The sequence below is a fragment of the Paenibacillus sp. GM2FR genome (genome assembly GCF_002803325.1).
Taxonomy (GTDB): Bacteria; Bacillota; Bacilli; order Paenibacillales; family Paenibacillaceae; genus Paenibacillus_AQ; species Paenibacillus_AQ lautus.
Genome location: NZ_MKZM01000012.1, coordinates 156485 through 174310 on the forward strand (window position 1 = coordinate 156485; position 17826 = coordinate 174310).

The following is a 17826-nucleotide window of genomic DNA, read 5'->3' on the forward strand; positions in this document are numbered from 1 at the left end:
TGCTATATGGCGCCGTGAAAGGGTATCTGCGCTATATGAAATATTTTGGATAAAGAAACCGAGGAGTGAATCTGATGTCTTCATTGGACCCCGTACTGATGAGCCGGATACTGACCGGTTTGACCCTGTTTGTACATATTGTTCTGGCAACCATCGGCGTTGGGATCCCGATTATGCTGGCTCTGGCGGAATGGAGGGGGATTCGGACAGGAGACAACCATTATACCTTGCTCGCCAGGCGCTGGGCGCGTGGATACGTGATTACGGTGGCCGTCGGCGTCGTGACAGGTACCGCCATCGGTTTGCAGCTCAGCTTGTTATGGCCCACCTTTATGCGCGTAGCCGGCAAAGCGATTGCGCTGCCGCTGTTCATGGAAACCTTTGCTTTTTTTGTGGAGGCGATCTTTCTTGGCATTTATCTCTATACATGGGATCGATTCAAAAATAAATGGACCCATTTACTGCTGCTGATCCCCGTAGCGATCGGCTCCTCCGCGTCAGCGTTCTTTATCACGAGCATGAATGCTTTTATGAATCAGCCCCAGGGCTTCGAGCTGGTGGATGGGGTATTTACGAATGTGGATCCGTTCGTGGCCATGTTCAATCCGGCGACGCCGACCAAGGTAAGCCATGTGCTGGCGTCAGCGTTTACGACCAGTGCCGCCGCGCTGGCCAGCATAGCCGCTTTCAGTATATTGCGGGGAAGCAGGCACATTTACTTTAAAAAAGCGCTGAAGCTCACTGTTGTGTCCACCTTTGTTTTTGCTGTGGCCACCGTGATGATCGGGGATTTTTCCGGCAAATTTCTGGCCAAATACCAGCCCGAGAAGCTGGCGGCGGCCGAGTGGCATTTTGAGACGATGACACAAGCCCCGCTCATTTACGGCGGCTTCCTGGATGAGAACAACGAGATTAAGTATGCATTGAAGATTCCCTATGCGCTTAGCATATTGGCAGGGAACAGCCCCAGCACGGAGGTCGTTGGCCTGAATGAATTTCCGGAGAATGAGAGGCCGCCGATGTCGGTGCATTATTTTTTCGATTTGAAGGTGACCAGCGGCGCCGTGATCGTTCTGATTCCGCTTTTATATATGTTTCGCAAGAAACTTCCTGGCAAAAGGCCTTATCCAAAATGGCTGCTGCTCAGTATATTGGCTTTAGGGCCTCTATCGATGTCAGCCATATGGCTGGGCTGGTTCCTTGCCGAGATCGGAAGGCAGCCATGGATCGTGCGGGGATACATGAAGGTATCGGATGCGGCAACCACTTCATCAAGCGTCGGCTGGATGCTGGTGTTGTTTATTATCCTGTATCTGGTGCTATCCGTATCCGCGATCCGCGTGCTGAGCCAATTGTTCCGGAATAAAAGCGCCGAAGAGGAAATCCGGCTGCTGGGACTCGAAATCGAAGGGGGAGACCGCAAATGAGCTATGCAATGGTGGCAATAACCGTGCTGTGGACATTTCTATTTGGCTATTTGCTGGTGGCCTCGATTGATTTTGGTGCCGGATTTTTCAGCTATTACAGCGTGCTCACCGGACACGAGAACAAGATTCATAACATCATCCAGCGATATTTATCTCCCGTCTGGGAAGTGACCAACGTATTCCTGATCTTTTTTGTGGTCGGACTTGTCGGATTCTTTCCCGATGCTGCGTATTATTATGGCACCGCTCTGCTTGTGCCGGGGAGCTTGGCCCTTGTGCTGCTGGCGATCCGCGGCGCTTACTACGCCTATCACACGTATGGCAGCCAGACCGGGAACAATATTGTGTATATGGGGCTCTACGGGGCAACGGGGCTGCTCATCCCTGCCGCGTTGTCGACGATATTGGCCATCTCGGAAGGCGGCATTATCTATATGGACAACGGCAAGGTGGAGCTTCATTGGTATACGTTCTTCACGAACCCGTACACGTGGTCGGTCATCCTGCTTGCGCTTGTGAGCGTTCTGTACATCTCGGCGATGTTCCTGTCCTATTACGCGCAGCGTGCCGGGGATGAGGTCGCGTTCGGCGTGGTCCGGGGTTATGCGCTGGGGTGGAGCGGACCGACGATCCTGGCTTCGGTTTTCGCGTTTTTCCAGATCAACCATCAGAATCCGGTGCATTTTCAGCAGATGCTGGATATCGCATGGATGTTTATCGCGTCGTTCATCTGCTTTGTCATTGCGGTGTACCTCGTATGGAAACGAATCCGGCTCGGCATCGCTTTTATCATGGTCATGCTCCAATTTGCCTTTGCCTGGTATGGGTATGGACGCTCACATCTGCCGTATATTCTCTATGATTACATCCACATTCACGAGAGTATTACCAACGATACGATGGCGATCGCTTTGATTACCGCATTTATCCTGGGATTCTGCGTATTGGTTCCTTCCCTGATCCTGCTGATGCGATTGTTTCTGTTCGATGCGAACTATATTCGCGGTAAATCCGCGAAGAAGGGGTGAGGCAAGTGGAGGACTTCGGTATTTTCATAGCACCGCTGCTCACCGTACTGGCTGCCGTAGCCTTTATGGCGATCTACGTCGTCAAGTATAAAGATCCATCGGATTGAGTCTGGATTGTTTCGCCAAGAATCATTCGGTGTAAAAAGAACAACAAACGCAAAGTTGAGCGGAGAGGTCAATACGGGGTAAAATACAGGGTAATGGAAGGAGGAGGCTGCATGCCAAAAATTCGCTATAACAATATCGATAACGTCAGCACGGATAAAACACTTAAACAATTCAAGCAGTGGCGCGACGAACGTCGTCAGAAGAAGAAGGATTATTCCTACTGCATTCCGAACCTGACGCCGGATCTTCAGTATTTGCATAGCAACCGGCACGAAACCTCCGTTACCTGGATCGGGCACGCTACGTTCTTCATCCAATATGAAGGCTTGAACATCGTGACTGATCCCGTATGGGCGCGGAGAATGGGGTTTAATAAGCGCCTTGGAGAGCCTGGACTTCCCATTCATGAGATTCCCCCGATCGATGTCATTTTGATTTCGCATTCCCACTATGACCATATGCATGTTGCCTCGATCCGTAGGCTGTACCGTGCGGACACCACGATCCTCGTACCGGTTGGTCTGCGTCGCAAAATGATCAACAAAGGCTTTCGCCGCGTGATCGAACTGCAGTGGTGGGAATCCGCAACCATCAAGGGCGTGAAATTCTCCTTCGTGCCGACACAGCATTGGACTCGGCGTACGCCGTTTGACACGAATACATCCCATTGGGGAGGATTCGTAATGGAGCCCGTGCTGCAGGATGCGAAGACGGATTCGGATTCTTCCGAGGAATCGCCATGCATTAACGAACCTGTCGCGGAGGATGGGACCCGCCTGCTTCCGCCGAATTTGTATTTTGCCGGAGACAGCGGATATTTCGAGGGCTTTAAGCTGATCGGAGAACGCTTCAATATTCACCTTGCACTGATGCCCATCGGTGCATATGAACCGGAATGGTTCATGACGTCGCAGCACGTCAATCCGGAAGAGGCGCTGCAGGCATTCCAGGATGTGAAGGCCGAGACGATGATTCCGATGCATTACGGCACCTTCAAGCTGGCAGACGATACGGCCAGAGAAGCGCTGGACCGGATGGAAGCGGAACGCGAGCGGCTGGGGATCGCCAAGGAGCGGATTCGCGTATTAAAATACGGAGAGACCTTCAAGGTTCAGCCTGAGCGGAGAAGCGTGACATCGTAACCGAAACGTACAAACGATTCCGAACACTATACACCATAGACTGCCAAAAGAGGCCCGAAAGGTCATATAACCTTTCGGGCCCATTTTCAGTTTCTTTCACGTTCAGCCTCCGAAACGTCTGAACGACCCATGCGCCATTCGATTGGTTTCTTTCATTAATAGAAAAGCTTCTTTTTCTATTAAATCTGAAAAAGTAGCTTCAGATCGTCGGCCTCCTGCGCAATTGCTTGAAAATTGGGGGGCACGAAGGAGGTTATATTTGTTTAAAACCGTTTTATATCGTCCAGAAGCTTCGATAACCGTCGTACTTATGCTATAATGTGCTGAAACCAATAGTGATAAAGGATGGTAATGCTTAATGATCAGTACAAGCGGCGTAACGCTCCGCTATGGCAAACGAGCACTATTTGAAGATGTCAATATAAAATTCACCCCGGGCAACTGCTACGGCCTCATCGGCGCCAACGGGGCGGGTAAGTCTACATTTCTAAAAATCCTCTCTGGTGAGATTGAACCGAACCAAGGCGAGGTCCATATGACACCGAATGAACGGATGGCGGTTCTGAAGCAGAACCACTATGAATACGACCAGTATCCAGTCCTGGAGACGGTAATTATGGGTCATTCCCGGCTGTATACCATAATGAAGGAGAAGGATGCGCTGTATGCGAAGTCCGATTTCTCCGAAGAAGACGGTATGCGTGCGGGTGAGCTGGAAGGCGAATTCGCAGAACTGAACGGATGGGATGCAGAACCGGATGCGGCAGCACTCCTGATCGGTCTGGGCATTCCACGCGAGCTGCACGATAAGAAAATGTCGGAGCTGAGCGGCAACGAGAAGGTACGCGTTCTCTTGGCGCAAGCATTGTTCGGCCGGCCGCATAACCTGCTGCTCGATGAGCCTACCAACCACTTGGACCTGGAATCGATTCAGTGGCTCGAGAACTTCCTCATGGATTATGAAGGCACCGTTATCGTGGTATCCCATGACCGTCACTTCCTGAACAAGGTGTGTACGCATATTGCGGATATCGACTTCGGTAAAATCCAGCTGTATGTCGGCAACTACGACTTCTGGTATGAATCCAGTAAGCTGGCGCTTGAACTTCAACGGGATGCCAACAAGAAAAAGGAAGAGAAGATCAAGGAATTGCAGGCATTTATTCAACGCTTCTCGGCGAATGCTTCCAAATCGAAGCAGGCGACTTCCCGTAAGAAACAGCTCGATAAAATTACGTTGGAGGATCTTCGTCCTTCGAACCGTAAATATCCGTTTCTCCACTTTAAGCCTGAACGCGAAGCGGGCAAGCAGCTGCTTACGGTTGATGGCATTACCAAATCGATGGATGGAGAAAAGGTTCTGGATCAAATCAGCTTTGTTGTAAATAAAGGCGACAAAATCGCGTTTGTTGGACCGAACGGTATGCCGAAAACGACGCTGTTCCAGATCATAACCGGTGAAACCGAAGCGGATGCCGGTGAATACAGCTGGGGGGTAACAACCACCCAGGCGTATTTCCCGAAAGACAACTCTGCTTATTTTGACGGTGTAGATATCAATCTTGTGGAATGGCTGCGCCAATATTCCAAGGATCAAGATGAGACATTCTTGCGCGGATTCCTTGGCCGCATGCTGTTCTCGGGTGAGGAAGCGCTGAAGAAAGCAAGCGTATTGTCCGGGGGCGAGAAGGTTCGCTGCATGCTGGCAAAAATGATGCTGAACGGCGCGAACGTGCTCATCTTCGATGAGCCGACGAACCACTTGGACCTCGAATCCATCACGGCACTCAACAATGGTCTGATCGATTTCGACGGAACGATTCTGTTCACCTCGCATGACCATCAGTTCATTCAGACGATTGCCAACCGAATTATCGAGATTACGCCAAATGGTATCATCGACCGCAGCATGAGTTATGATGAGTATCTAGAGAGTGAAGAGATCAAGGGACTTCGCGAAAGCATGTATCCGGTTGAAGCTTAAGAAATAGGATGCGGCGAAGTTGAGGGCGTAAGCTTTCATCTTCTCGATCCATTATAAAAATGCTGCACCTTCCAATTATGGGAGGTGCAGCATTTTTTGCGTTATGCACGGACTGGCTCTTCTACGAACCGCCGGTACGACGACGCTGGTTGTTTGGTTTTTTATTGTTTTGGCTTTTCATTTTTTGCGCTGAACCGGCCTGAAATTGTCCGGGCTTGTTCGCGGACGAATGTTGCTGTTTCTTCTGTTCCAGCTTTTGTCGGATCGCATCAGCCAAATTCACTTTACGTGACTCATTATTCTCGGGCATAGTATCACCCTCCTCTTTGTGTTCGCTTGTCCTCATTTTATTCGTTTTTAAATCGCGCGGCAAGGGTAACAATGATTAATACCATTTTCTACGTCCATGGTTCTTTGACCGAAGCAATTATGTTTCTCTAGACCCACACGAATGACCTTTGCTAGGATTAAATATGGATAATGATGGATATCGCTTGAGGGCTGCCAAAGAGCAAGCAAAGGAGAGACGTGTAAAGTGAATGCCTATGATAACATCAAACAAGGGGAGCGCGGGGCCTGGATCAGCATTGCCGCTTACCTCGTGTTGTCATCGTTTAAAATATTCTGTGGATACTTATTCGCATCCAGTGCTTTGCTTGCCGACGGTTTTAACAACCTGACGGATATTGTGGCATCACTCGCCGTATTGATCGGACTGCGAATTTCCCAGAAACCGCCGGATTCCGATCATGCGTATGGGCATTTAAGGGCGGAGACGATTGCGGCTCTGGTTGCTTCATTTATCATGGCGGTCGTGGGTATCCAAGTGCTGGTTGAAGCCGTTCGTTCATTTTTTGAAGGCTCTAAGGAAATACCAAATTTATGGTCTGCCGGCGTGGCCGGCATCTGTGCCGTTGCCATGCTTGGCGTATACCGGTACAATCGGAACCTCGCACGGCGCATCGATAACCAGGCACTCATGGCAGCGGCCAAGGATAATTTATCGGATGCACTTGTCAGTGTGGGGGCAGCTGTTGGTATTATCGGCGCACAATTCGGTCTGCCCTGGCTGGATACCGTCGCAGCGGTTGCGGTTGGCGTCATTATTTGCAAAACGGCTTGGGAAATATTCAGAGATTGCACCTATAGCCTGACGGACGGTTTTGATGAAAATCGTTTGTCGGACTTGCGTAGTACGATTGCCCGTACGCCCGGTGTCGAGGGAATTAAGGACATGAAGGCCCGAATTCACGGCAATCATGTGCTGGTGGATGTTGTCATCGAGGTAGACCCGGATATCAGCGTTTTGGAGGGTCATCAGATCAGTGACCGTATCGAAGAACAGATGGAGAAGATTCACAATATTATGAGCGTCCACATACACGTGGAGCCTAAGGAAACGTCCTAGGAGATACTGATGGATACGAATACAAATGGCAGGCCAAGGTAATCTTGACCTGCCATTTAATCTGCAAGGATACATGAAGGATCATGAAGTCCGGCAGTCATATACAATTACTCTACATAAATCCAAGCTTTACCGAGCCATGTATAAACTTCAACCCATTCCCCGCCAAGGACGACACCTGTTCGATTACCGGTCGTGTCGATTTTTTGCGGAGCCAAGGCACCAAGCTTTTCGCCGTTTGGTGAGTTATAAAAGTAGGTTCTTTCCGTAATATCGATCATAGGTGTAGGCACCAGCACTACTTCTTCCGGTTTAATAATAGGCTCTTCCGCCGAGATGGGAGCCGGCCCTGAAGTGTCGGATACCGTCCCGTTAATCGGATCTGCGCTTGCTACGGCGGTCAGGGACAGGGTGAGTGCTAGGGCTGCGGTAATGCTCAGTGTTTTTTTCATGGAATAATTCCTCCTTGGGACCGAAGTATGATTTGACATTATCGTAATAACCACGATTTGGATGTTTTGAACCAAGAAAGTTGGGTACATTTCTCAAATCGTGACAAGCTTCAAGGATTCCTATATACTTTGGAGATGGGAAAAGCCTTGTTGTTGTAAGGATATCCTATGGGAGGAGGGACTTTGAATGGTGCGTCGAAAAAAAAGAGCCGGACGTTTCCTGTTGGGTATATTTGTCCTTCTGCTTGTGATTATCGGTGCGTTAGTCTGGTTTGTTTATCCTACGCAATCTCTGGACATGCGCTACCGTTCCGTTGATTTCAAGGACAAGTTGATGACCATGGTGTCAAACCGGGATACCCGTATGCTGCTGAGCACAGAAGAAGTCGGGGAACTCAGCAAGAAGAACATGGTAAAATATATGAGCACCCATGACCTGGGCGTCGATATTACAGGCGCCGATTTTTTGATGAATGGCACCACGATGACAGCCCATATGAATGGGCAATGGGGGATCCTTCCCTTTGGCGCTGTGCTGCGCTTTCAAATGTCGGCCGAGGGAAGCCATCTTCACTTGACGCATGAATCGACAACGATCCGGGGGGTTGAGATCCCTTTGAATATGTTTCGACTGGAGCCGATCCAAATTTCGCTCAAGGACTATTTACCGGATCTGGTAACTGTGAAAGATGTGAAGTTTCTGTCCGATGGCTTGGAATTGAACTTCACGATGGATTGGATGTCCATTCCGTCGCTATTTAAGTAAAGCAAGAGAAACGGCTAAAGACTCAGACAAGGAACGAATGTCTGGGTCTTTTTTGTATTTTCACAGAGATGTCATTATTTTCAGAAAAAAACTATGAAAAAAATATATATGTAAACATTGACACTAAAATCGTCCCCCACTATAATCAGTAATTGTTTAGAAATAAATGTTTTAGTACTAAAGTATATAGAGGCGCCAGTAGGTTGTCTCTATTGAAGGAGTGCTGGACCTTTTAAAGGAGTGTAAAAAATACATGTCCATGCGGAATGAAATTCTGGAGTTGGAGATGCTATTTAAGAAGATGGTTCGGACAGTGCATCATGAGTGGCAGAAGGAGGGGTTTCCTAAACTAGGCAGAACCCAGTATACCGCCTTGGAGATGCTTCATGAACAGGGAGCTTTGAGATTATCGGACTTGGCTGATTCCATTCATGTAACATGCGGGGCGGTGACGGGCATATCCGATAAATTGATCGAGGGCGGATTCGCTCGCCGAATAAGGGATACAGCCGACCGCAGGGTCATCCATCTGGAGATTACGCCGCTTGGGCGCGATCTGATCGAGCAGCTGGCCAATAAACGCGCGGAGTTGAGCCATTTGTTATACGGTTTTCTAACGGACGAAGAGGTTAAGCAGTTGAGTGTCCTGTACCGCAAAATTATGACCAATGTTGAATTTATCCAAGGTCAGATGTCCACATAGAACAAACATGCTATATGTATGATTTTACTTAGAAAGAGAGTGAAGGCTGCACATGAGTACCCATACCATTGCTCGCCACGGCGAGCCTGTTAAGAAAGGCCCTATCATTGCTGCACTTATGATTGGCGCTTTTGTCGCCATTCTTAATCAGACATTGATGAATGTTGCTCTGCCGAGCATCATGGAAAATTTGAGCATTAAACCGACCGTAGCCCAGTGGCTGACCACAGGCTTTATGCTGGTAAACGGGGTCTTGATCCCCGTTACCGCTTATCTGATCGCGCGTTTCTCGACAAGGCAGCTGTTCATCAGTGCGATGACGCTGTTTACGATTGGCACCTTGCTGTGTGCCATCAGCCCCAATTTCGCGTTTCTGCTTACCGGACGCCTCGTTCAGGCTGCTGGTGCAGGCATTTTGATGCCGCTTATGACCGTTGTATTTCTGAACATTTTCCCTATTGAGAACCGCGGCAAGGCGATGGGGATGATGGGGATCGCCATGATATTTGCTCCTGCTATCGGACCCACGCTTTCAGGCTATATTGTGGAGCACTATGATTGGCGTGTGTTATTCTACATGATCTTGCCTTTCTCAATCATTGCTACACTAATCGGGGTTTTCTTCCTGAAAAATGTTACCGAGGTCAGCCGGCCGAAGCTGGACATGATCGCCATCATTTTGTCCACCCTGGGCTTTGGCGGTTTGCTGTACGGCTTCAGTGATGCCGGGAATGACGGTTGGTCCAGCACCCCGGTTGTTACGACCCTAGCGGTCGGCGCGATTGCTCTCATCCTGTTTGTATGGCGGGAGATGAAGGCCGACAATCCGATGCTGGAATTCCGGATATTCAAATACAACATGTTTACGTTGACGACCCTTATCAATGTCATTGTTACGATGGCGATGTATGCCGGGATGATCCTGCTGCCCATTTATCTGCAGCAGATTCGTGGATTCACACCGGTGGAATCAGGACTTCTCATGCTTCCCGGCGCTATTCTGATGGGGATCATGTCACCGATTACGGGAGCGATCTTCGATAAGGTTGGCGCAAGATGGCTGGCTGTTATCGGTCTGGCGATTACGGTCATTACGACGTGGGAGTTCAGTAATCTGACCGAAACCATATCTTACAGCCAGATGATGATCATATATACGGCTCGCATGTTCGGGATGTCGATGCTCATGATGCCGATCCAAACGGCCGGACTAAATCAGCTGCCGCGAAGTTTGAACGCCCACGGTACGGCCATGTCGAATACACTCCGCATGGTTTCCGGCTCGATCGGAACGGCAATTCTTGTTACCGTCATGTCCACCCAGGCAGAGAGCAAAGGGGAAGCCCTGATGCAATCGGGACTATTTGATCCGAAGAATCAGGCCGACCTGCTTAAGCTGGGTAATGAAGCAACCATTTATGGCATTAACTATGCCTTTGTTATTGCCACGTGGATCAGCGTCGCTTCGTTGATCCTGGCGTTCTTTATCAAGAAGACTAAGCCGGCGGAAGAGCCGAAAGCCTCAGGAAATCAGGAGGCTGCAGCAACGAACGTATAACCCGATCCCATTTTTCGCAGCGCAAAAAAAGGGTGTCCTATCCGTTTATCAAACGGAGGACACCCTTTTTTTTATTCCTTTTGTGTATATACAATGCATGGGCTTTAGTATGTGACAGCGTCACATACTTCGTCTGCGTCCGGTAAAGAGAGAGATCACAAACAGGACAACGAAGATGAAGAACAGCACCTTCGCGATACCGGCTGCAGCCTCAACGATGCCGAAGAAGCCAAAGATCCCTGCAATCAGTGCAACAACTAGAAAAATTACGGACCATTTTAACATCCTATTCACCCTGCTTTCTTCATCGATTTTATTGGATATAGCATGTAGTCTCATGATGCTCCACGAAGCGGCACATATCCAATTTGAAGCTTGGTAGAGAGCCATCGGCCGTTGCCAACAGCGCCCTTCGTAGTGTTCTTTAACCGGGGCGGCAAGGGATGAAACAAGCTGCAGAACAATGGCATTATTGGCAAGGATCCCTTTGTTTCGTGGGCTGGGGGATAGGGTAACTATTCCGTATCCGAAACCAACATACTTGAAAGTGAGGGACAACGTATGCTAACCCAAATCAGTGTTGCCATTATTGCCGTAGCATTTGCGGTTCTGGTTTTCTTTTTAATTAAGACACTAAAGGCTGCGACACAATCGCTCGAAAAGGTAACAGAAACCCTTCAGGATGTCCAAAAGACGGTGGACGAATTGAGTTATGAAGTGAAGCAGACGATTCGAAATACGAACGATATTACGGTGGATGTTCAGCATAAGATGAGACAGATTGATCCGGTACTGGATACCGTCAAGAATCTGGGAGAAGCTTTAAGCGAAGTCACCTATGCGGTAAAGCAGGTATCCTCCGGCATGGTTAGCCGCTTTAAGCAATCCCGGATGGAGCAGAAGAAAGAGCAGCCTGCCCGTACGGAAGTGCCTTTGACGGCCCAGGATCGTACGTTCCAGTCTTATGACGCGGTATATCAGAATACGGAAGCAGAAGAAAAGTCACGCGGTCGGAACTGGTTAGCTTATGTGGATACAGCGGTTGGTCTGTGGAACAGCTTCCGTCGTCAAAAAGCCAGATAAAAGTAAAAAAGCAAAACCCGGGTATAGCTCTGCAAGCTGAAGAAAGGAGGAGGTCGCATGTGGAATGTCGCACTGTTGATGGTAGGGCTCTTGATTTACTCCGGAGGTGGAGGTGCTGTGGCAGAGCCGCAGTCTTCCGCCGGGATGTCGCCACCGCCTATGATTCATGCCGCTTCGGATGCTGGACAAGCACAGACCAGCGACAACGCTACAGAGAGCTATGGAACTTTAAACGGGATTTCGCTAACGGATAACAAGGGCGATGTCATTCGCAAGCTGGGAGCACCGGCTCGAATTGAGCATGAGGAGCTGACCGGAATGACCAAGCTGGATTACAAAGATATGGAGGTTGGGGTCCGCAACGGCTATACGGAATATGTTCATGTGAAGCCCTCTGCCGTATCCTTTCAGGTTGAAGGCCAGCGTATAGGTATGACAACCAATCAAATTCGGGCATCTCTGGGTAAGCCGTATTTTAAAGCGGAGGACGGGGATGTGTACCTTGAGAACCATCATGCGCTTAAAGTATTTATTGACCGGAGCTCCGGTGAAATTGCAGGAATTGATTTATTTTTTGATTATAGCGAGTAAATTTGTTTCAACCTTAAGAAATAAGGTTAATAACAAATGGACTATAACCTAAATTAAGGTTTTACACTATTAGGGGAGGTTTTCACAATGGAATTTACCAATACGAAGTCATATGCCAAAGTCGTTGAGAACGGTACTCAAGCGGTTCAGGAGGTTCAGAATCTGCGACAGTCCGGTTACGATCATGATCGGATTTATGTATTGGCTCATGATTCGGACAAGACAAGCCGGATCGTGGATGCATCCGATGCCAATAACGTAGGCATCAAGGAAGAAGGCGTGTTTGACGCCTTTGCGAATTTGTTCCGGTCCCGCGGCGATGAGCTTCGCGCCAAAATCGTATCGCTTGGATTTACGGAGGCCGAGGCTGGATTCTATGAGAAACAGCTGGATCTAGGCAAAGTACTTGTCATCGCTAAAAAAGATGAATGATATAGCATTGAAAGCACAGCTTTATGGCAGCATCGCGGGTAGGCATTAGCGTTATAGGACTTAAAACATAGATAAGGAATGAGACCTTTGACGTCTCATTCCTTATCTATGTTTTAAAAGAATGTTCCATAAATCTTATAAAAGTGGAAGATTCAAGAGGTAGAGCCTTTTTCTATAGCAATAGATCAGAGGGTTATTATAGTATAATAGTAGGAAAAGGATTTCTATCGTATAATCCGTAACGTTAAGGGAGAGGGCAATGAGAATATTAATCGTAGATGACAATCCGACTAACGTCATTATTATTCGAGAAATCTTGAAAAAGGAAAATTATCAGAATACTCTATCTGCATCTTCAGCACTGGAAATGCTGGAACATCTGGGGATTGGCGATCGCAGCCGTGAGCTGCAGCCCCGGAGAGCGGATATCGATCTGATTCTGCTCGACATGATGATGCCTGAGATGGATGGAATAGAAGCTTGCCGTATTGTACAGCAATATGAGCATTTGAAAGATATACCGATCATTATGGTCACTGCCGTCGGGGATTCCAAGAAGCTGGCGGAAGCGCTCGATGCCGGAGCCGTCGATTATGTGACGAAGCCGATCAACAAGGTGGAGCTTATGGCGCGGATTCGCTTGGCGCTCCGTTTGAAGCATGAGAAAGACTGGCATATTGAGAGGGAACAGCGGGTCCAGGCTGAATTGAAGCTTGCGGCCATGGTTCAGAATGCCGTATTGAGCTCACCAATTGAAGATGATCAGCTTGAGATTCATGCGCTGTACCAGCCTTCGGCGGAGCTTGCGGGAGATTTGTATGCATGGTACCCGCTTGGCGATGGCCGTTATGGCGTGATTCTGCTGGATATGATGGGACACGGGATTACTTCGTCCTTATTTTGCATGTTCATCGCTTCGGTTCTGAAGGACACGGTGACGACTTATGTCGAACCGGAGAAGGTGGTTCAGGAATTGAACCGCAGGTTCAATCAGTTAAACCTCGGCGAACAGCTGATACAGTACTATTTTACAGCGATCTATCTTGTTGTAGACACCCGTTTGAAGCGGGTGGATTACGTCAACGCAGGGCATCCTCCGGCTCTCTTCTTTCAGGAAAGCGGGGATGTGATGACTTTGGATCAAGGCTGCTGCCCAGTTGGGTTATTCGACCGGATCGAAGACATGGAGCCAAGAAGCTTTCAATATGAAGGTGAAGGACATTTGGTCATGTATACGGATGGCCTACTCGAACTGGTAGAGGGTGGTCATGACGAGAAGCTGGATTATCTGAAGGAGCATTTGGGCGGCCCTCATCATTGGAGAGAAGATGAAATGAAGGAGCAATATTTTGTGGATGATCCATCGCAGGAGCGAGAGGACGATAAATGCCTGGTTTGGATATCTCTTAAAAAAGGAGAGGAAACCAATCAATGAAGCTTAGGAGCAAGTTAGTCATTGGTTTTACGACTTTGCTGGCGCTCATGCTGGTTCTGACCTTGATTGGTTATGACCGAATCAGTTATATGAACGACCAGATGGACCAGATCTATCAGGAGCGCTATCAAAAGGTACGAAACTCCAGCGCAATGCGCGGAGAAGTCAACGACATGGCACGAGAGCTTACGAATATGATATTGAGCAATGACCAGTCCACGTATGCTGTGTCCGAACAGGAACTGGAAGCGATGACAGCACGAGCTCAGTCGTATTTTAAAGCGATCCAGGAAAGTGCAAATACCGCAGAAGAGCAGCAATTGTTAGTCCGGATTGAGCGTGCGGTGAATCAATATATCGTTTATCAAAACAAGACACTGGAGCTGTTGGCGAAGAGCAACGCAACAGAGGCCAATTTGCTTCGCAATTCGACAGGACAATCTGTCCAGGAAGAGATGCTGACGAGTTTGAACGAGCTTAGCAGCTACGAGAACCAGAAGATCAATGATGATATAACAGCAGCGAAAGCGGCATATGACCGCTCTGTCCAAATGTTCATCTATATCATGGCTGGCGGATTGTTAATAGGGATGCTGGTCATTCTATGGATTCTTCCAAGCATTACCCGAGGCATCAACGTGGTCTCCATGATGTTGAAGAGCTTTGGAGAAGGCAGATTGAAGGCGATCCGTCGTATTAAAGTGACGTCCAAGGATGAGTTTGGCGATGTCGCTCGGGTATTTAAAGACCTGTCTGAAGACATTATCGAGAAGCAGCGCATCGAGGAAACCTATCTCCAGGCGCAGCGTGATCAGTCCTGGCTGAACTCGAACATGGCCAGAGTCACGGAGCTGCTGGAGGGGATCAATTCCCTGGAGGAAGTCGGTCAGCGGTTCATCAGCGAATTCACGCCGATTTTGGGTGCTCATTATGGAGCTATCTATATCCGTCAAGAAGACAAACATCCGAATAAGTTGGAGATGAAAGGTTCCTACGCCCATGAAGGCGGCGAAGAGCCGAAGATTTCCTTCATGATCGGGGAAGGGCTTGTAGGTCAAGTTGCGCTCGACAAGAAACCGATCGTACTGAAAAGCGCACCGGAGGATTACATGAAGGTGGAATCCGCATGGGGATCATCGAAGCCGGTATCCGTCATAATTTATCCGATTCTGTTTGAGAATGAAGTGATGGGTGTTATTGAGTTGGCAGCTTTTGAGGAAACAACATCACTACAGGAGCAGCTAATATCTCAGCTGAGCCAATCTCTTGGCATCATTCTGAACAATATTATTGGCCGTCTACGGGTGGAGCAGCTGCTGCGCGAATCGCAGGCCATGACCGAAGAACTTCAGGTTCAATCGGAAGAGCTGCAGACCCAGCAAGAAGAGCTTCGCCGCACCAACGAAAATCTGGAGGAGCAAACCAATGCCCTCAAGCGCTCCGAGGACTTGCTGCAGCGCCAGCAGGAAGAGTTGGAGCATTACAATACCGAGCTTGTTGCCAAGACGCGTGCGCTTGAGGAACAGGTGCAGGAAGTGGAAGAGAAGAACGATGAAATCGAGAAGGCAAGAATGCAGCTTGAGCAGCAAGCGAAGCAGCTGTCGATTACAACCAAATATAAGTCGGAGTTCATGGCCAATATGTCTCACGAGCTGCGAACTCCGCTAAACAGCCTGCTGATTTTATCACAGCTGTTGTCGGAGAATAAGGATGGAAATCTGAGCACCAAGCAGATTGAATATGCACAGACCATATATATGTCAGGCTCCGATCTGCTCAAAATGATTGATGAGATTCTCGATTTGTCTAAAGTGGATGCAGGGAAAATGGAGATTCATTATGAGGATGTTCAGCTTCCGGATATTGAAGCCTTCGTGGAGCAGAATTTTGCCGCCGTGGCATCACGCAAGCATATCGACCTCGGTGTGCACATTAGTGAAGATATTCCGCAGAGCATCGTTACGGACAGCCATCGCGTGAAACAAATTCTTCGTAATCTGTTATCGAATGCCTTCAAGTTTACCAATAGCGGCTCAGTCGAGCTGCATGTGGAGAAGGCCGACAAGGAGAAGCTTCCGCTTTACCTGAATGCCGAAGCGGATTATGTGGCCTTTGCTGTCAGAGATACCGGAATCGGTATCCCGGCTGATAAAACGGACCTGATCTTTGAAGCCTTCCAGCAGGTAGACGGCACAACCAGCCGTAAATACGGGGGAACCGGGCTTGGTTTATCCATCAGCCGCGAGCTTTCCCGTCTGCTGGGCGGGGGCATTCTGGTTGAATCGGAAGAGGGCAGGGGAAGCTGCTTCACGCTCTTCCTGCCAGCCAGTCGTCCGGATTTGGTAGAAGGTACACAGGAAGCTGCCGCAGCAATTGAGGCACCACCGGAGCGTAATCTGATCGTACCGAAGGCAAAGATGATTACGAAAGAGGCTCAGCCATCCGTACAGGTGGATGACGATCGCAACCAGCTCGGACCGACAGATAAAGTATTGCTTATTATTGAGGATGACGTGAAGTTTGCTAGAATCCTTCTGGATATGGCCAGAGGACGCGGCTTCAAGGCCTTGGTTGCATTGCAGGGGGATATCGGTCTGGAGATGGCCAAGTCGTACAAACCGGATGCCATCATCCTGGATATCCAGCTTCCGGTCATTGACGGCTGGTCTGTCATGGGCGAGCTGAAGAGCTCCGCGGTTACCCGCCACATTCCAGTGCATGTCATTTCGGTCGTGGATGAAGTGAAGCAAGGATTAATGATGGGAGCGATCGCTTACTTGAAGAAGCCGTCATCCAGAGAAGCGCTGGAGGACGCGTTTACGCATATCGAATCCTATGCGGAAAAATCGATGAAGCATCTTCTGATTGTCGAGGATGACGACATTCAGCGGAATTCCATTATTGAATTGATTGGTCATGACGATGTATCGATTACGGCGGCATCCACAGGCGCCGAAGCGCTCAGTGAGCTGCGTAAACAGCGCTATGATTGTATGGTGCTTGATCTGATGCTGACGGACATGACAGGCTTTGAGCTGCTAGATCAGATCCGCGATGACGAGAATCTGGTGGATCTGCCGATCATTATTTATACAGGCAAGGACTTGGATTCGAAGGAAGAGATGCAGCTTCGTAAATATGCGGAGTCGATCATCATCAAAGACGTGAAATCACCAGAGCGGCTTCTGGATGAAACGACGCTGTTCCTCCATCGGGTCGAGGCTGATTTGCCGGAAGATAAACGTAAAATCCTGCAGAAGCTGCACAACAAGGAAGAGCTGTTTGAAGGCAAGAAGATTCTGCTGGTGGACGATGATATCCGCAACGTGTTTGCTCTCTCCAGCGTGCTGGAGGGATACCATATGGAAGTTACCTTTGCCGAGAACGGCCGGGAAGCCATTGAGCTGCTTCAGGATAATCCCGATTTCGATCTGGTGTTAATGGATATGATGATGCCGGAGATGGACGGGTATGAGGCGATGCGACGTTTACGCGAAATGCCGGAATTCGAGAAACTGCCGATTATTGCCCTGACAGCCAAAGCCATGAAAGAGGATCGGGCGAAGTGTATTGAAGCGGGAGCTTCCGATTATATGAAGAAGCCGATACAAACGGAGCAACTTCTTTCGCTTATGAGGGTTTGGTTGTATTCGTAAGCCGCTTTTGTGGGTAAAGTACAAGTAGCAAATAAACACGGGGAAAGCGGTGC

At 48.9% G+C, this 17826-nt stretch carries 17 protein-coding genes; 14 read left to right on the forward strand and 3 right to left on the reverse strand.

Annotated features, from left to right (window positions below; genetic code table 11):
• Positions 1–74: 74 nt before the first annotated feature.
• The 5 genes from PAEVO_RS31985 to PAEVO_RS32000 all read left to right on the forward strand — a co-directional run bounded on the left by PAEVO_RS31985 (position 75) and on the right by PAEVO_RS32000 (position 5689).
• The gene (locus PAEVO_RS31985) at positions 75–1427 is read left to right on the forward strand and encodes a cytochrome ubiquinol oxidase subunit I (protein ID WP_100541480.1); all 1353 of its coding nucleotides are present in this window, start codon (positions 75–77) and stop codon (positions 1425–1427) included.
• On the forward strand, positions 1424–2455 hold the full coding sequence (locus PAEVO_RS31990) for a cytochrome d ubiquinol oxidase subunit II (protein WP_100541481.1): 1032 nt from the start codon (positions 1424–1426) through the stop codon (positions 2453–2455). The genes PAEVO_RS31985 and PAEVO_RS31990 overlap by 4 nt, the downstream gene beginning before the upstream one ends.
• Before the next feature lie 5 nt (positions 2456–2460).
• Entirely contained in the window at positions 2461–2562 is a 102-nt protein-coding gene (gene cydS, locus PAEVO_RS34975; protein WP_015737491.1) for a cytochrome bd oxidase small subunit CydS family protein, read from the forward strand.
• A gap of 111 nt (positions 2563–2673) precedes the next feature.
• Complete coding sequence (locus PAEVO_RS31995) at positions 2674–3705, forward strand: MBL fold metallo-hydrolase (protein ID WP_100541482.1); 1032 nt, start codon at positions 2674–2676, stop codon at positions 3703–3705.
• 358 nt (positions 3706–4063) lie between these two features.
• Positions 4064–5689 (forward strand): ABC-F family ATP-binding cassette domain-containing protein, encoded by a 1626-nt coding sequence (locus PAEVO_RS32000; protein ID WP_100541483.1) that lies wholly within the window; start codon positions 4064–4066, stop codon positions 5687–5689.
• Positions 5690–5810: 121 nt separating this feature from the next.
• On the opposite strand, the gene PAEVO_RS32005 is transcribed toward PAEVO_RS32000, so the two are convergent.
• On the reverse strand, positions 5811–5999 hold the full coding sequence (locus PAEVO_RS32005; protein WP_100541484.1) for a hypothetical protein: 189 nt from the start codon (positions 5997–5999) through the stop codon (positions 5811–5813).
• Between the two features lie 225 nt (positions 6000–6224).
• On the opposite strand from PAEVO_RS32005, the gene PAEVO_RS32010 reads away from it, so the two are divergent.
• A complete protein-coding gene (locus PAEVO_RS32010) occupies positions 6225–7097 on the forward strand; it encodes a cation diffusion facilitator family transporter (RefSeq protein WP_100541485.1) in 873 nt (290 codons plus the stop codon).
• Between the two features lie 107 nt (positions 7098–7204).
• Here the strand turns inward: PAEVO_RS32010 and PAEVO_RS32015 are convergent, their stop codons facing one another.
• A complete protein-coding gene (locus tag PAEVO_RS32015; RefSeq protein ID WP_100541486.1) occupies positions 7205–7549 on the reverse strand; it encodes a hypothetical protein in 345 nt (114 codons plus the stop codon).
• 187 nt (positions 7550–7736) lie between these two features.
• Here PAEVO_RS32015 and PAEVO_RS32020 point away from each other — a divergent pair, with 187 nt between their 5' ends.
• The 3 genes from PAEVO_RS32020 (at position 7737) to PAEVO_RS32030 (ending at position 10576) form a co-directional block, all read left to right on the forward strand.
• On the forward strand, positions 7737–8315 hold the full coding sequence (locus tag PAEVO_RS32020; RefSeq protein ID WP_100541487.1) for a hypothetical protein: 579 nt from the start codon (positions 7737–7739) through the stop codon (positions 8313–8315).
• Positions 8316–8568: 253 nt separating this feature from the next.
• The gene (locus PAEVO_RS32025; RefSeq protein WP_100541488.1) at positions 8569–9018 is read left to right on the forward strand and encodes a MarR family transcriptional regulator; all 450 of its coding nucleotides are present in this window, start codon (positions 8569–8571) and stop codon (positions 9016–9018) included.
• A 52-nt stretch (positions 9019–9070) separates the two neighbouring features.
• Complete coding sequence (locus PAEVO_RS32030; protein WP_100541489.1) at positions 9071–10576, forward strand: DHA2 family efflux MFS transporter permease subunit; 1506 nt, start codon at positions 9071–9073, stop codon at positions 10574–10576.
• Between the two features lie 120 nt (positions 10577–10696).
• Here PAEVO_RS32030 and PAEVO_RS32035 read toward each other — a convergent pair whose 3' ends face one another.
• Positions 10697–10861: a DUF1328 domain-containing protein gene (locus PAEVO_RS32035; protein WP_082341766.1), complete on the reverse strand. Its 165-nt coding sequence runs from the start codon at positions 10859–10861 to the stop codon at positions 10697–10699.
• A 276-nt stretch (positions 10862–11137) separates the two neighbouring features.
• Between PAEVO_RS32035 and PAEVO_RS32040 the strand changes: the two genes are divergently transcribed.
• The 5 genes from PAEVO_RS32040 to PAEVO_RS32060 all read left to right on the forward strand — a co-directional run bounded on the left by PAEVO_RS32040 (position 11138) and on the right by PAEVO_RS32060 (position 17773).
• The gene (locus tag PAEVO_RS32040) at positions 11138–11659 is read left to right on the forward strand and encodes a DUF948 domain-containing protein (protein WP_100541490.1); all 522 of its coding nucleotides are present in this window, start codon (positions 11138–11140) and stop codon (positions 11657–11659) included.
• Between the two features lie 57 nt (positions 11660–11716).
• On the forward strand, positions 11717–12250 hold the full coding sequence (locus PAEVO_RS32045; RefSeq protein WP_100541491.1) for a hypothetical protein: 534 nt from the start codon (positions 11717–11719) through the stop codon (positions 12248–12250).
• Between the two features lie 87 nt (positions 12251–12337).
• The gene (locus PAEVO_RS32050; RefSeq protein ID WP_100541492.1) at positions 12338–12682 is read left to right on the forward strand and encodes a YflT domain-containing protein; all 345 of its coding nucleotides are present in this window, start codon (positions 12338–12340) and stop codon (positions 12680–12682) included.
• A 259-nt stretch (positions 12683–12941) separates the two neighbouring features.
• Positions 12942–14117, forward strand: a complete 1176-nt coding sequence (locus PAEVO_RS32055) for a PP2C family protein-serine/threonine phosphatase (protein ID WP_100541493.1) — start codon at positions 12942–12944, stop codon at positions 14115–14117.
• On the forward strand, positions 14114–17773 hold the full coding sequence (locus PAEVO_RS32060; protein ID WP_100541494.1) for a response regulator: 3660 nt from the start codon (positions 14114–14116) through the stop codon (positions 17771–17773). Before PAEVO_RS32055 ends, PAEVO_RS32060 begins: the two co-directional genes overlap by 4 nt.
• The last annotated feature ends 53 nt before the right edge of the window (positions 17774–17826 follow it).

Bases quoted from the DNA above. Each gene is read 5' to 3' on its own strand.
- PAEVO_RS31985 (WP_100541480.1), top strand. From the start codon at position 75: ATGTCTTCATTGGACCCCGTACTGATGAGCCGGATACTGACCGGTTTG.
- PAEVO_RS31990 (WP_100541481.1), top strand. From the start codon at position 1,424: ATGAGCTATGCAATGGTGGCAATAACCGTGCTGTGGACATTTCTATTT.
- PAEVO_RS31995 (WP_100541482.1), top strand. From the start codon at position 2,674: ATGCCAAAAATTCGCTATAACAATATCGATAACGTCAGCACGGATAAA.
- PAEVO_RS32000 (WP_100541483.1), top strand. From the start codon at position 4,064: ATGATCAGTACAAGCGGCGTAACGCTCCGCTATGGCAAACGAGCACTA.
- PAEVO_RS32005 (WP_100541484.1), bottom strand. From the start codon at position 5,999: ATGCCCGAGAATAATGAGTCACGTAAAGTGAATTTGGCTGATGCGATC.
- PAEVO_RS32015 (WP_100541486.1), bottom strand. From the start codon at position 7,549: ATGAAAAAAACACTGAGCATTACCGCAGCCCTAGCACTCACCCTGTCC.
- PAEVO_RS32020 (WP_100541487.1), top strand. From the start codon at position 7,737: ATGGTGCGTCGAAAAAAAAGAGCCGGACGTTTCCTGTTGGGTATATTT.
- PAEVO_RS32025 (WP_100541488.1), top strand. From the start codon at position 8,569: ATGTCCATGCGGAATGAAATTCTGGAGTTGGAGATGCTATTTAAGAAG.
- PAEVO_RS32030 (WP_100541489.1), top strand. From the start codon at position 9,071: ATGAGTACCCATACCATTGCTCGCCACGGCGAGCCTGTTAAGAAAGGC.
- PAEVO_RS32035 (WP_082341766.1), bottom strand. From the start codon at position 10,861: ATGTTAAAATGGTCCGTAATTTTTCTAGTTGTTGCACTGATTGCAGGG.
- PAEVO_RS32040 (WP_100541490.1), top strand. From the start codon at position 11,138: ATGCTAACCCAAATCAGTGTTGCCATTATTGCCGTAGCATTTGCGGTT.
- PAEVO_RS32045 (WP_100541491.1), top strand. From the start codon at position 11,717: ATGTGGAATGTCGCACTGTTGATGGTAGGGCTCTTGATTTACTCCGGA.
- PAEVO_RS32050 (WP_100541492.1), top strand. From the start codon at position 12,338: ATGGAATTTACCAATACGAAGTCATATGCCAAAGTCGTTGAGAACGGT.
- PAEVO_RS32055 (WP_100541493.1), top strand. From the start codon at position 12,942: ATGAGAATATTAATCGTAGATGACAATCCGACTAACGTCATTATTATT.
- PAEVO_RS32060 (WP_100541494.1), top strand. From the start codon at position 14,114: ATGAAGCTTAGGAGCAAGTTAGTCATTGGTTTTACGACTTTGCTGGCG.